Consider the following 13,143-nt stretch of genomic DNA (forward strand, 5'->3'; position numbering starts at 1 on the left):
TGCGCGATGCCCGCCACGGCCTGCGACCTCGACCACACCCTCGCCAGAACCACCAACGGCCACACCGCACTCGACAACCTCGGCACCCTCTGCCGCCGCCACCACGTCATGAAACACAGCCCAGGATGGCAACTCCACCAACCCGAACCAGGCACCTTCATCTGGATCACCCCCACCGGCCGAACCCACCACGTCAACACCACCACCAACGACGAGGAAGGTTTCCTTCCCGAAGAAGACCCCCACACCTGGACCACCGACCCCGCCAGCCTGACATCCGACACCCAGACCAGGACACGGAATGCATCGGACACTCGGCCTCTGGCCGACAACCGTTGCCCGTTCTAAAACCTGACGCTGGATTGTTGGATCAGGGTCGGAGGTAGAGATAAAGGCGCAGAAGGACGACTGCGCGCGGCCGAATCCACGGCGCACGAGTTTCAGGCGACTACGCGCCCAAGACGACGACAGACCGCTCTAACAAGCACTTAGCACGGGACCACTCAGCACGGGACACCGTCACTCGTCCGCCGGACGTCACCGTGGCCGGGTCCGCTACCCCAGAGCATCCAGCGTCACTGCCCTCACGCCCACGCCTCAACGGGCACAAAAAAAACGCCGTTCGGGATTTACCCGAACGGCGAACTGCTTCAGGGGACCGGGGCAGTCAAGATCATGGTTCGAACTTGACGACTCTGGTGGAGGTGAGGGGACTCGAACCCCTGGCCTCCTCCGTGCGAGGGAGGCGCTCTACCAGGCTGAGCTACACCCCCAGAAGCACTTCGCAGCTTACAGGACGGACATGCGGGTGTGGGCTCTGGGCCCGATCGGGATCTTCCAGGGCAAATCCGACCGCCAGCCGCCTCGGCCAAGGCGGCTGGCACGGAGGCGGCTGGCACGGCCAAGGCAGGTCGGCGGTCAGCGGGATGTCGCGACCGTGGGACGGAGACGACCGCGCCGGTCGAGGTACGGCGTCCAGGAGTGGCCGGGCGCCAGCGGACAAGCTCGGGCTCCGCGTCGGCCAGCAGAGCGGCGAAGATCTCGGCGGCGGCGCCCGGGCGCAGCAGACCGGCCTCGTGTCCCCGCCAGCCGCGCTCGCGCGCACCGTCGAAGACGACCAGGTGGTCGGGCGCCTCGTGGGCGCCGGAGAAGGCGATGCGGGTGCCTTCGGGCACGTCCACCTCGGCGAGGGGCAGCGGCCGGTGTTCCCACAGTTCCAAGGCGTCCTCGGGCAGGACGTCGCGGTCCCACAGCGGTACCTGCCAGGCCGGACGGCCAGGTCGGTAAAGGCCGAGCTGGACACGGACGCCGCGGCAGCGCAGGTGCAGGCCCCAACCGTCGGGGCGCACGGCGCGCAGTTCCACGGGCACGGCCGTGCTGGCCGGGCAGAGCAGGTATCCGTCGTTCCGGAGCCGGGCGAGCCAGGCCTCGAACGTCACGGTGGCTGCCTTTCGATGGTGGTGGTCGGTGTCCGCCCGGCCAGCTGTCCTCAGGCACCCCCGCCCCGGTAGGCGGCACCGCTTCCCAACCCGCGGCCCGAACGACAGGACAACAGGACGGCAGGAAGACAAGGCGGCAAGGCGGCACGAAGACAGCACCGCCAGTCACAGCGATGAGGCGGGCACCCACGCGCGGGTGGACAGCAGGCTGACGAGTAAGACGTGGCCCTGCCTGTGGCCAGGTGATCGCCTTTGGCGGGCGATCAGCCTCCGGCCCTGCCGGTCGAGTCAGACGCGACGTCGGGAGTGTTCCCGGAACGCGGTCGCGGCCATCGGCCAGGCTTCAGGATCAGCCAGCTCGGAACCCCTCGCGTCCCGTGCCACCAGCCTTCCGTGGCTGGCCAGCGGCGCTATGACGTCACCGCGGGATGAACGAGCGCGGGCGTCAGCGGACGCGAGGGCGTCGACAACGACAACACCGCGGGCAGCGCGCACCGGCCACTGCGCCAAGGGGCGCGAGGCTCGGCCGCACACGGTGGGTCACGGGTCCATTATGCACGGCCGCGGTCCGGCGCTCCGCCCTCGCGACGCCCCCGTGCCGGAGGCCATAGCCGAACCGGAACCTTGCCGCGACCAGCGCGAACAGGGCCTTTCCGGCGTCTCGTCCGGTCCCGCTAGCCCGCTGTCAGCTCACCGGACGCCCGGCATGACACCTCGTCCTGACGACCTCCAGGCCGGCGAGGCAGCCAACTGGACACAGGCCGCCTGGACGTGCGCCACCCGCATGCGCGCCACCCGAACACGCGCCCACGCGCCACGGCTCACGCCCTCACGGTGCGCAGCGTCGCGGCTCACACCCTCACGGTGCGCGGCGAGGGTCACGTTCCGTCGTGTCAGCTGCCGACGGCGGGGCGCAGGACCCGGACGGCGCCGCCCTCCTCCTCGTGGCCGCCCGACGACTGGCCGTCGGAGGGCACGCCGGTGGAGCCCGGGCTGACCACGCTCGCGGAGGCGACGCCGGGAGGCGAGGCGACCCCGCCGCCCGCGGCTGGCGGAGCGGTCAGGCCGCCGTGGGTCCCCGGCGGATTCACCTGCACCCGCCCCGGGCGCGACGTCGGCGGACGGGCGTTCGGCCGCCCGGCCGGGCGCGTGCCCGTCACCCGCACGTTGTTGGTGTATCCCTCGTCCTGGCCGCCGGCCGGCGGGCTCCCCTCGGCCCCGCCCGGGGTCACCGCTGACGCGGCCGCCGCGTAGCCGCCGAGGTCAACGGTCTGGGCGTGCGCGGTGGCCAGTTCCTCCTCGGTAAGCGGCCGCCCGTCGTCTCCGGAAAGCCGGACGGGGGCGTACTCGGGCGATGCCAGCCGGCCAGCCTGGTCGCTGGGCACGCGTGGCCGCCCGGCGAGGTCGCTGCCGGCCGGGTCGCTGTCAGAGAACCTGTCAGAGAACTCGGCACCGTGGGCCGCCGCCGGGTGCGACGGCGGCGGCATCTTCCCGGTCGAGGCCGGTGAGGTCATCCGCGCCGAGGATGTCTCACCCGCCGCCCGCCCGCCGGCGAGGCCGGCCGAGCCGCGCGAGGCCGTCGCCCTGCTAGGCGGCACCGGTGACGCCGACCGGCTCGCGCGGCGCGCGGCACGCTCCGCCGCGATCCGGCGGTCGCGGGCGGCGCGGGAGGCCGCGAGGCGGCGCTCGGCCCGCGTCGAGCGCCGCAGATGAGCGACGTAGATCACGAGCCCGACGTCGACGAGCATCTGCACGACGATCCACATGCCGGCCAGACCGGCGGCGAGCCCGACCGTGATCGGCACGGCGGCGAGCAGCACCCCGAGCCGCTGACGACGCAGCCGCAGCAGCGCCCGGCGCCGCGGGTCGGCCGTCCGCGCCGGCGGCACGGGCCGGGTCGGCCCCACGGCCACCGTGTGCACGGTCTCGTCCGGCTCACCGCGGCCAAAGCTGTCCGCCACGGGCGTGTCCGCACGCGGTGGCGCTACCTGCCCGCCCGGGCCGCGGCCCTGGCCGGGCCGCCTGCCCGACGCCGTCCCGCCGTTTGCCGCCGGGCGGCCCGAGCGGGCTGGGCCGGCCAGGCCGGAGTCAAGGCCCGGCCCTGGCAGCCGGGACACCGACGCACCGTCGGCGGCCCCACCGAGCCGAGCGAAGGAGGGCACATCGACGACCTGCCCATCCCTCGATGCCCGGGACTCTCCGCGCACGGCCGGGGCGGCCACATCATCGGACGCCATACCAACCATCTGGTCGTCCGTACCAACCATCTGGTCGTCCGCGTCCGTCGCCTCATCCACGTTCTCGGCCTCGCGGCGGCCGGCGGGGTCCGCATCGCCGGCGTCGACGACTCCGGACGCGGCGGCCGGTGCCGGCTGAGCGCGCCCACCGCGGCGGGACAGCACACGCATCGCGGTGGAGAACCGGTCGGCGGAACGCTGCTCGAGCGCGCCGTCATGATGGCGCAGCCACATCGGGATGAGGACAAATCCCCACACGCCTACGATCGCGAGCCAGATCAACGCGCTCATGTGGCGACCACCCGTCTCGGGTGACCGGCGGCTCCATGCGCCGGAACCGCCCGCCAGCCGTGGCGACGGCGCCAGCTCGACGCCGAACGCGCACGGAGCGCGGGAGTGCCGGCCATGTAACACCTTCCTTGTCGTGGTGTGACTTTGGCGGTGGGTTTCCGATTTCTTGCTTGACGCTAGTGAGGGAAATCCGTCCGGTCACCGACCACAAGCCCGCGTGTCGCGCAACAGCTGGCGCTCGTCAAGCGCGCGGCCTCGACACCCCCGCGGACTTTCCGTACCGCCCGGAGCCCGCACCGGACCGCGCCGGACCGCGCCGGACCGCGCCGGACCGCGCCGGACCGCGCCGGGCGGCGCCGGGCGGCGCCGGACGGCACCGGACGGCACCGGGCTCGGTCACGGCTTGGTGGAGCGCAGCGCCTGCCATCGGCTCAGCAGCCCTTCGGGCACGTCCTCCGTGGTGAGCGCGTAGCCGATGTGATCGCGGTAGAAGCCATCGATGGCCAGGTAGCGCCGATGCATGCCTTCCTCGCGGAATCCCAGCTTCTCCAGTACGCGACGACTCGCCACGTTCTCCGGCCGCACGTTCGCTTCGAGCCGATGCAGGCCGACGGGTCCGAAACAGTGGTCGACGACGAGCGCGAGCGCGGTGGGCGTGATTCCGCGCCCGGCGTGCCCGCGATCCACCCAGTAGCCGACGTGACCGCTGTTGAACGCGCCGCGCACGATCGTCGACACCGTGACCTGCCCGACCAGCGTTCCGCCGTAGAAGGTCGCGAACGGCAGGGCGATGCCCACCCTGGCCTGCTGGCGCAGCCGGCGCAGCATCTGGCTGTAGATGCCGAGCGTCTGGCGCTGCGCCCAGCTGAGCCGAAAGGACGTCACGCCCGGCGGCGTCGCCTCCCAGGGCGCGAGCCAGTCGCCGTTGCGCCGGCGCACGTCGACCCAGGACGGTCCGTCGCGGACCCGCAGCGGGCGTACCTCGACCGGGCCGTCGGCCAGCCGCGCGGGCCAGCCCGGCGCGTTCACGGGCCCGCTGCCGGTTCCACGCCCGTGCCGTGGGCGTCGGAACCACCGCCGCCCTGCCCACCGGCTCGGTGGTCGACGGCTCGGTGGTCGCCGGCGCCGCGAAGCTGGTCGATGGCGTGACCGACGACGGGCCCGAGTACCGCGAGACCGTCGCGCACCCCGCCGGTCGAACCGGGCAGGTTCACCACGAGCGCGCGGCCGGCGACGCCGGCGAGCCCGCGGGAGAGCACCGCGGTAGGCACCTTGGCCCGGCCCGCCGCGCGCAGCGCCTCCGCGAGGCCGGGCACCGCCCGTTCGATGACCTCGGCCGTCGCCTCCGGCGTGACGTCGCGGGGCGCGAGCCCGGTGCCGCCGGTGGTGACGACCAGGTCGGCCCCCGCCGCGATCGCCGCCCGCAGCGCCGCGGCGATCTGCTCGCGCTCATCCGGCACGACCGCCGGGCCGTCGACGGCGAAGCCCAGCGCCGCGAGCCCTTCCGCCAGCACCGGGCCGGACCGGTCCGAGTAGCTTCCGCGGAACGCCCGGTCGGAGACGGTGACGACGCTGGCCCGCGCGTCCTCCGGCAACCCAGCGGCTCCGCTCACGACTGACCTTGCTCCTTGCCGGCCCTCCGCGTCGCGTCGGCCGTCTTCGGGCCGTCGGCCGTCTTCGGGCCGTCGGCCGTCTTCGCGGCGTCGGCCGTCCTCGGGTGGCGCCAGTCACCGTGCCGGCCGCCCGACTTCGCCAGCAGCCGGACGTCGGTGAGCTCCGCCGCCGGGTCCACCGCCTTGACCATGTCGTGCAGTGTGAGGCCGGCTACCGCGACCGCCGTGAGCGCCTCCATCTCGACGCCGGTCCGGTCCGTCGTCTTCACCGTGGCGGTGATCTCCACCGCGTCGTCGCGCACGGCGAGGTCGACGGCTACTCCGGACAGGGAGAGCGGATGACACAGCGGCACCAGCTCGGACGTCCGCTTCGCGCCCATGATTCCGGCGATCCGGGCGGTGCCCAGCGCGTCTCCCTTCGGCACGCCCTCGCCGCGCAGCAGCTCGACCACGGCCGGGCTCACCAGCAGGCGGCCACCGGCGGTGGCGGTGCGGACGGTGACGTCCTTCGCGGACACGTCGACCATCCGGGCGGCGCCGGTCTCGTCGACGTGGGTCAGGCGGGGCGTGGGCGGCGGGGTGGCCATCTAGGCGTCGGTCTCCAGGGTCTCGGTGATGGCCGCGGCGGCGAGCAGGGAGTCCGCAGGGTCGGCCGTGAGCAGGATGGCGGTCAGCGGCTTGCCCTGCTCCACCTCGGTCACGTCCTCCGGGACGACGAGCAGCGCGTTCGCCCCCGCGGCGGCGGACAGGTGGTGCGAGCCCTGGCCGCCGGCCGACCATGCCACCAGCCCACCATCCTCCCCTCGGCCGACGCGCACCCGTAGGTAGGAGCGCTTTCCGGGGGGCGAGGTGAGCCTCTCGGCGGCGGTGACGATCAGCCGCGGACGGCCCGGCCCGATCAGCCCGCGCATCCTGCGCAGCGCGGGCCGGACGAACACCTCGAACGACACCAGCGCGCTGACCGGGTTGCCGGGCAGCGTGAACACCGGGACGCCGTCGATCACGCCGAACCCCTGCGGTTTGCCCGGCTGCATCGCGATCCGTTCGAAGGTGACCTCGCCGGTGGCGGCGAGCACCTCCTTGACGACGTCGTGCGCGCCGACGCTGACCCCGCCGGTGGTGACGACCGCGTCCACCGTGGGCAGCACGGCGCGCAGCGTGGCCTCGAAGCGTGCCGGGTCGTCCGGCACGCCGATCAGCCGGTGCACCTCGGCCCCGGTCTCGCGGGCCGCCGCCGCGATCGCGTGGCTGTTCGAGTCGACGATCTGCCCGGGGCCGATCCGTTCGCCGGCGTCGACGAGCTCGCTGCCGGTCGAGAGCACCGCGACGCGCGGGCGCGGGTGGACGGGGGGGCGGGCGATGTTGATGGCGGCGAGCAGGCCGATCTGCACGGCACCGAGCGGGGTTCCGGCGGCGAGCACGAGGTTGCCAGGGGCGACGTCCTCGCCGGCGCGGCGGATGTGCAGGTTCCGACGCGCCGGTCGATAGACGGACACCGTCTCGGTGCCGCCGTCGGTCCACTCGACCTGCACGACGGTGTCGGCGCCCAGCGGGAACGGCGCGCCAGTCATGATTCTCACCGCGGTGCCCACCGCGACCTCGCCCGGCGTCGCGGCGCCCGCGGCGATCTCCCCGACCACCGGCAGGCGCACCGGGGCATGCTCCGAGGCGGCCGCGACGTCGGCCGAACGCACCGCGTAACCGTCCATCGCGGAGTTGTCGAATCGAGGAAGCGCGAGGGTCGCCCGTACGTCGGCCCCCAGCACACACCCGTGCGCGGCGGCCAAGGGCACACGTTTCGCCGGCAGCACCGCGACCGCGCCTAGAATGTCCGAAATGTACTCATCGACCGTCTTCATCGGCGCTTGACCTCCATAACCCACGGAACGCGTTCCGTGGACGGCTCGGCCAACCCGCGTCCTCCGGTCGCGAACCGTTACGAGCCTTGGCCCGACGTCCGGACACCCGAGCACCTCGGCCGACCGCGGCCAGCGTCTCCGGCGGCCGGCCGCCGACCGGCGGGCCTGGCGTTCACACGTCCCAGACCCCGCAGCGTTCCGGCGGCACACCACCGGCGTCAAGCGATCGCCGCCGGTTTGTGCACAGGCACCGTCGGGCCACGCCAGATCGAGGCACCGGGCGCGGCCCGGCCGCGACGCGCACCACCAAGTCAGTCGCCCACAGTTACCATCCACCGCCGTCGCCAGCCGCCGCCCACTCCTGAAGGAACTCCGACTGAGGCGGCTCCGGCACGCAGGGCTACACGGCTGTCGCGCGCCCTTCCGCGATAGTGAGTGGCGGGCGATCAGTGGGAAAGGAGCACCGTGTGCTGATGGCCACAGCGCGAGCACCTTCCCTTCCCACCCTTTTGGGGGATGCCGGTCACCTGGCCTGGCCGTCGACGCGCGCGGCGCCGAGGACGAGGTCAGATGTCGGCCTTCGGGCCGCCACCCGCGACGTACTCCTCGAGCCAGGGGTAGAGCTCGGGACCGATGTCGGGCCGCTCGCAGGCCAGGCGGATGACCGCCTTGAGATAGTCGATCCGGTCGCCGGTGTCGTAGCGGCGGCCGGTGAAGACCACACCATGCACCGGCTCGCCGGCCTCGTCCGCCGCCATCGCCAGCTCCCGCAGCGCGTCGGTCAGCTGGATCTCACCGCCGCGGCCGGGCCCGGTACGCCGCAGCACGTCGAAGACGGCCGGCGAGAGAACATAGCGGCCGATGATGGCGAGATTGCTCGGCGCCTCGGCGACCGGCGGCTTCTCGACCAGGTCGCGGATGCGCACCGTCTGGTAACGGCCATCGGCCCGCACCGGCTCCGGGTCCACGGTGGCCACGCCGTACAGCGAGACCATCTCCTCCGGGACCTCCATCAGCGCGACGACGCTGCCGCCGAACCGGGCCTGCACCGCGATCATTTCCGGCAGGAGCGGGTCGCGTTCGTCGATCAGGTCGTCACCGAGCAACACGGCGAACGGCTCGTCACCCACATGGGCGGCACCGCACAGCACGGCATGTCCAAGGCCGCGCGGCGCCCCCTGCCGGACAGAATGCACCTCGCCCAGCTCGCTCGAGGCGCGCACCCGTCCGAGCCGGGTGGCGTCGCCCTTGCGCTCGAGCAGCAGCTCCAGCTCGGCATCCCGGTCAAAGTGGTCCTCGATGGCCTTCTTCGACCCGCTCGTAATGAGCAGGACATCCCGCAGGCCAGCCCGCGACGCCTCCTCGACCACGTATTCGATGGCCGGACGGTCGACGACGGGCAGCATCTCCTTGGGCACGGCCTTCGTCGCCGGAAGGAACCGGGTCCCGAGGCCCGCGGCCGGAATAACCGCCTTCGTCACTGCCATGGCCGGAACCTTAGTAGCCCCAACTGTCGGAGGCACAGCCATGGCCGCACGGCTCGGTAAACACCACACCGAGGGATCGGAGGGAGCGGTGCGGGAGAGACGTTCGGGTGACCGGCCCGACTCGCCGACCACCGGGCCGGCCAGCGCCGGCCCGAAGGCCGGCTCTGAGGCGGACGCGAAGGCGGAGCTCCGCCGGCTGATGGCGGCGCGCCGGGGCGGCAGCGGGCCGCGGGCCGCCCAGACCGGCGGCGCCGAGATCGCGCGCCGGGTGCTCGCCCTGCCCGAGGTGGCCACCGCGGTGTGGGTGGCGGCGTTCGTCGGCCTGCCGAACGAGCCCGACACGAGGCAGCTGCTGGCGGCCCTGCGCGCCCACGGCACCCGGGTGCTGCTGCCGGCGGTCCGGGAGGACCTGGACCTGGACTTTCGCGAGTTCACCGGCGCCCTCGTCCCAGGAGCGCTGGGCACCCGGGAGCCACCACCGGCGGCGCCGGCCGTCGACCTCGCGGCGGCGGACGTCGTGCTCGTTCCCGCCGTCGCCGTCGACCGGCGCGGCCACCGCCTGGGCCGTGGAGGCGGTTCCTACGATCGCGCGCTGCGCCGGGTACACCCCCAGGCGCCCCTGGTCGCCGTCGTCGACGACCTCGCGATCGTGGACGGGGTGCCCGTCGACGCGCACGACCTGTCCGTCTCCGTCATCGTGACACCCACCCAGGTCGTGCGCCGCGGGCCGGTGTGACAGGTCGGATACCCGTGCGCGGGCTCCGGCGGGAACGTGACGGCGGCCGACCGGTTAGAGTTGGCAGTCGCTACTGTCGAGTGCCAACTCCTGGGGAGGAGACCGTGCCGACGTACCAGTACCGCTGCACCGCCTGCGGCAATGACCTCGAGGCCGTGCAGAGCTTCAGCGACCCCGCGCTGACCGAGTGCCCGGTCTGCGCAGGCCGGCTGCGCAAGGTGTTCAGCTCGGTTGGCCTGGTCTTCAAGGGCAGCGGGTTCTACAAGACCGACAGCCGCTCGGGCTCGTCCGCGACCGCGCCGGCGCAGCGGTCCAAGGAGGCCGCGGCTGACGGCGGCGGCAACGAGGCCGCGACCGGGGGCGGTGGCAAGGACACGAGCTCGGACGCGGCGAAGTCCACCGCGACGCCGACGGCCGCGAGTGCCTCCTCCTCGTCCACCGGCAGCGGGGGCAACGCGGCCAACGCCGCCTGACCCGAGCCCGGCCACGGGAGGGCCCGCGATGATCGCGGGCCAGGGCCCCACGATCCGCTTCCACGGATCGTGGGGAGAGCCTTCGGTCCGCCAACTGGCCGGCCCACGCGCGAGCTGGCCCTTCCGTATCGGTCCGTTCACTGGGTTCCCTGGTTCTGCTTCCCTGGGTTCCGCCGATCGATCCGCGAAGCGGTCGGAGTAGCCAAGTTTGGCAACGGACGTTCCGTTTAACCGGCGACAATAAGGCACCCAGTGCCATCAAAGCGCGGGCGGACGACAACCTGGACGCCACCAACGGGCGAAGCGCCCTGGTGTTTGACCGCTCGAGCCGCTACGCCTTGCGCCTTCGGTAGTGATCGATGATCCACGCATCTACCTCACACTTGCGCCAGACCCGAGTTCCTTTGGCCCCGCTGCCCGTGGGTGCGTTGATGACCTGCAAGGGTTCAGGGAACTTAGGGTCCTTACGAGTCCAGTAGTCCACCGCCTGACGCGTGATCTTGAGCTGGAACGCGATGTCCCCGATGCCGACCAACTGCTCACCGTCGTCCACGGCGGACATCGTAGCCACTTTGCTCTCGTGCAAGATAGACACTAGGGCCGATTTGCTTTCTAGCGATAAGTTGCGGATGAATCCGGCGCCTCATCGCCCGAGCGAACCGGAGACGATCGGCACGACGCACCGAGCCCGCGCACAGCTGTAGGGAGCACGATCGAACCATGACAAGCGAAAGCCGGCCCAAGGATGGTCGAACGGAGGACAGGATTCCGGCGGACGCTCGCGACGCTCCCGCGCCACGGGTGCCGCGACGTCACCTCGACCTTGACTGGGAACGCGAGCCCGCGCAGGACGTCGACCCTGAGGATTCGCTGCGCGGCGGAAACGGCGGAGGCGACGACCTCGCTCGCCTGCTCGCGGACGTGCCTCCGCACCACGTCGACCGGGCCTCCGCTGTCGGTTGGCCAGACGAGGACTGAGGGCTAGCGACGACCAGCGAGGACCGGGCGCCCAAGAAACCGTCCGTCAGTCCAGGCTCCTAGCGGCATCGAGCAGCCGGGCGGCGAACTCGGCCGGCGCCTCCAGGTGGGCCGCGTGCCCGCAGCCGGCGAGCACCCGGACCGTCACACCCAGTTCGCGATGCAGCAGCTCGGCGGCACGGTGGCGGACGTCGGGGGAACGCTCGCCGACCGTGACGATCACCGGGCCGGGCGTCGGCCCCGGCGCGGCCGGCTCGAAGCGCAGGAACATCGCCAGGTCGCGCGCGACCGCGCCCGGGTCGGCGGGCGCGTTGGACGGTCGCCAGCGCTCGCCATAGAGCGTCCGCCCGAAGGCCGCCACCCCGCCCGTCTCGAAGGCGGCCGCCATGGGGGCGAGCAGGCCGGGCAGCAGGGACCCGACGGCCGGCTCGTGCAGCACGGCCGCCGCCAGCGGCACCCCGGCGGCCAGCGCCGCCAGGCCCAGGGTCGCCCCGCCGCTCACCCCACCGAACACCACCGGGGTGGGCACCGGGACGCCGAGCCGTCCGGCCTCGTCGACGGCGGCGCGCAACGCGGCCAGCTCCCGCGCGAGATCGCCGGTGGACGGCCGGTCAGGGGCCAGCACCGGGCGCTCCCCCAGCTCCCGACGCACGCCCGCCCAGATGGCGCCGGTCGTCGCCGCCCCATGCAGCAGCAGGAACGACGGCGCGGACGCCGGCTCAGCCGTACTCATCCTCGCGGTCACACCTCCATTCGTGAGAGCGGCCGCCGCCCGCCAGGCGCCGTGGGCAGGCGCGGCGGCCCCGGCCGACATCATCGGTCCACCACGCCCGGGGGCCTCCGGAGACGCCTGCCGCGACGCGGGAACGTAACAAGCAGCGCGTTGATCCGAAACACGCGAATCTCTACCGTCACCTGCATGTACACGGGCCTGTATACAGACCCGTATTCAGAAACGGAAGGGGGTCACGACATGCCTCGCGCAGCCCGCCCGCCGCCGCGGCGTGCCGCCCCTCCTTCCCCGCCACGGCCCAGACCGCTCCCAGCAGCCGCCCGCTTCAGGAGGTACGACCGTGCCTGTCGCCGCGCCCGTCGGGAGCCAGGTCCGGCCCGGTCGTCGCCAGCGGCTGGTGGGGGCCTGCGACGCGGCGGTGGTCCATGACGGATGCTCGGCTGCATGACACCGACGCAACCGCCGACAGCGCAGCCGCCAGCAGCACGGCCGCCGGGCGCGCAGGTTTCGGGCGCGCAGCCGCGCGCCGTGCAGCGACGGCCGTCGGCGAAGCCCGCGGCGGTCGGGAACCTGCGCGAGCACGCCTATGTCGCCCTGCGGCAGCGGCTCATGGAGGGCGAGTTCTCCTTCCGCGACCGGCTGACCGAGGAGCGGCTCGCCGCGCTGCTCGGGGTCTCGCGAACACCGGTGCGCGAGGCGCTCACCCGGCTGGCGGGAGACGGCCTGGTCGAGAAACGGCCGGACGGGGGCTACTACCCGGCGGAGCCGGATCTCACCGGCCTGCGCGACCTCTACGAGATCCGGGTCGTGCTGGAGCTGCGAGGCATGGAACGGGCGCTGGAATCCGGCGTCCCGCACGAGGCCGCGCTGCTGGAGCCGCTGCGCGACTACTGGCGGGCGCTACGCACCGCGCCTCCCGACCCTGACCCCTCCTTCGTCGCCCTCGACGAGGAATTCCATCTAACGCTGTCCCGGGCGTCCGGCAACCTCGAGCTGGCCAACCTGCTCGACGCCATAAACGCCAGGATCCGGCCCGTCCGCATGCACGACTTCCTCACCGAGGACCGCATCCACCTCACGATCGAGCAGCATCTCGGCATCGTCGAGACGGTGCTCGCCGGCGACCTGACCGACGCGGTGCGCAAGCTGCGCAGCCACGTCGGCGAGTCGATGGAGGTCGTGGAGAAGCGGGCCGCCCGCGCAATCACCCAGATGGTGCTCCGCCGAGGCCGCTCACCGCGCCAAGGCCCGTGACATCGCCACGCCGCTCGCCGCCGTCGTCGGCCCGCGGGAGACA

14 protein-coding genes and 1 tRNA gene are annotated in these 13,143 nt (G+C 72.9%); 6 read left to right on the plus strand and 9 right to left on the minus strand.

Annotation, left to right across the window (positions count from 1 at the left end; translation table 11 throughout):
• Positions 1-348 (plus strand): HNH endonuclease signature motif containing protein (locus BCD48_RS51815; protein ID WP_198543634.1); only part of this gene is annotated, 348 nt, incomplete at its 5' end.
• A 348-nt stretch (positions 349-696) separates the two neighbouring features.
• On the opposite strand, the gene BCD48_RS42855 is transcribed toward BCD48_RS51815, so the two are convergent.
• Positions 697-773, minus strand: a tRNA-Ala gene (locus BCD48_RS42855).
• Between the two features lie 153 nt (positions 774-926).
• Between BCD48_RS42855 and BCD48_RS42860 the strand changes: the two genes are divergently transcribed.
• Positions 927-1,511 (plus strand): hypothetical protein, encoded by a 585-nt coding sequence (locus BCD48_RS42860; RefSeq protein ID WP_071054257.1) that lies wholly within the window; start codon positions 927-929, stop codon positions 1,509-1,511.
• 821 nt (positions 1,512-2,332) lie between these two features.
• Here BCD48_RS42860 and BCD48_RS42865 read toward each other — a convergent pair.
• From BCD48_RS42865 to BCD48_RS42890, 6 genes are all read right to left on the minus strand, one after another.
• Positions 2,333-3,967 carry a SepX/GlpR family protein gene (locus tag BCD48_RS42865; protein WP_071054260.1) on the minus strand — a complete coding sequence of 545 codons (1,635 nt, stop codon included), beginning with the start codon at positions 3,965-3,967 and terminating at the stop codon, positions 2,333-2,335.
• A 396-nt stretch (positions 3,968-4,363) separates the two neighbouring features.
• Complete coding sequence (locus BCD48_RS42870) at positions 4,364-4,996, minus strand: GNAT family N-acetyltransferase (protein WP_071054262.1); 633 nt, start codon at positions 4,994-4,996, stop codon at positions 4,364-4,366.
• Complete coding sequence (locus BCD48_RS42875; protein WP_083420076.1) at positions 4,993-5,580, minus strand: MogA/MoaB family molybdenum cofactor biosynthesis protein; 588 nt, start codon at positions 5,578-5,580, stop codon at positions 4,993-4,995. The genes BCD48_RS42870 and BCD48_RS42875 overlap by 4 nt, the downstream gene beginning before the upstream one ends.
• Positions 5,577-6,167: a cyclic pyranopterin monophosphate synthase MoaC gene (gene moaC, locus BCD48_RS42880; protein WP_071054264.1), complete on the minus strand. Its 591-nt coding sequence runs from the start codon at positions 6,165-6,167 to the stop codon at positions 5,577-5,579. The genes BCD48_RS42875 and moaC overlap by 4 nt, the downstream gene beginning before the upstream one ends.
• Positions 6,168-7,439, minus strand: coding sequence for a molybdotransferase-like divisome protein Glp (glp, locus tag BCD48_RS42885; protein WP_071054266.1), 1,272 nt, complete (start codon positions 7,437-7,439; stop codon positions 6,168-6,170).
• Positions 7,440-8,005: 566 nt separating this feature from the next.
• Positions 8,006-8,926 (minus strand): UTP--glucose-1-phosphate uridylyltransferase, encoded by a 921-nt coding sequence (locus BCD48_RS42890; RefSeq protein ID WP_071054268.1) that lies wholly within the window; start codon positions 8,924-8,926, stop codon positions 8,006-8,008.
• An 88-nt stretch (positions 8,927-9,014) separates the two neighbouring features.
• On the opposite strand from BCD48_RS42890, the gene BCD48_RS42895 reads away from it, so the two are divergent.
• Both BCD48_RS42895 and BCD48_RS42900 read left to right on the plus strand, forming a co-directional pair.
• Positions 9,015-9,662, plus strand: coding sequence for a 5-formyltetrahydrofolate cyclo-ligase (locus BCD48_RS42895; RefSeq protein ID WP_274536639.1), 648 nt, complete (start codon positions 9,015-9,017; stop codon positions 9,660-9,662).
• 104 nt (positions 9,663-9,766) lie between these two features.
• Positions 9,767-10,135: an FmdB family zinc ribbon protein gene (locus tag BCD48_RS42900; protein ID WP_071054270.1), complete on the plus strand. Its 369-nt coding sequence runs from the start codon at positions 9,767-9,769 to the stop codon at positions 10,133-10,135.
• Positions 10,136-10,466: 331 nt separating this feature from the next.
• Here BCD48_RS42900 and BCD48_RS42905 read toward each other — a convergent pair whose 3' ends face one another.
• Positions 10,467-10,697 (minus strand): hypothetical protein, encoded by a 231-nt coding sequence (locus BCD48_RS42905; protein ID WP_198543635.1) that lies wholly within the window; start codon positions 10,695-10,697, stop codon positions 10,467-10,469.
• Between the two features lie 158 nt (positions 10,698-10,855).
• On the opposite strand from BCD48_RS42905, the gene BCD48_RS50960 reads away from it, so the two are divergent.
• Positions 10,856-11,113 (plus strand): hypothetical protein, encoded by a 258-nt coding sequence (locus BCD48_RS50960; RefSeq protein ID WP_131804234.1) that lies wholly within the window; start codon positions 10,856-10,858, stop codon positions 11,111-11,113.
• 46 nt (positions 11,114-11,159) lie between these two features.
• Here the strand turns inward: BCD48_RS50960 and BCD48_RS42910 are convergent, their stop codons facing one another.
• The gene (locus BCD48_RS42910; RefSeq protein ID WP_071054385.1) at positions 11,160-11,846 is read right to left on the minus strand and encodes an alpha/beta fold hydrolase; all 687 of its coding nucleotides are present in this window, start codon (positions 11,844-11,846) and stop codon (positions 11,160-11,162) included.
• 444 nt (positions 11,847-12,290) lie between these two features.
• Here BCD48_RS42910 and BCD48_RS42915 point away from each other — a divergent pair, with 444 nt between their 5' ends.
• Positions 12,291-13,100: a GntR family transcriptional regulator gene (locus BCD48_RS42915; RefSeq protein WP_274536640.1), complete on the plus strand. Its 810-nt coding sequence runs from the start codon at positions 12,291-12,293 to the stop codon at positions 13,098-13,100.
• The last annotated feature ends 43 nt before the right edge of the window (positions 13,101-13,143 follow it).

This window comes from Pseudofrankia coriaricola, assembly GCF_001854805.1.
GTDB lineage: Bacteria > Actinomycetota > Actinomycetes > Frankiales > Frankiaceae > Pseudofrankia.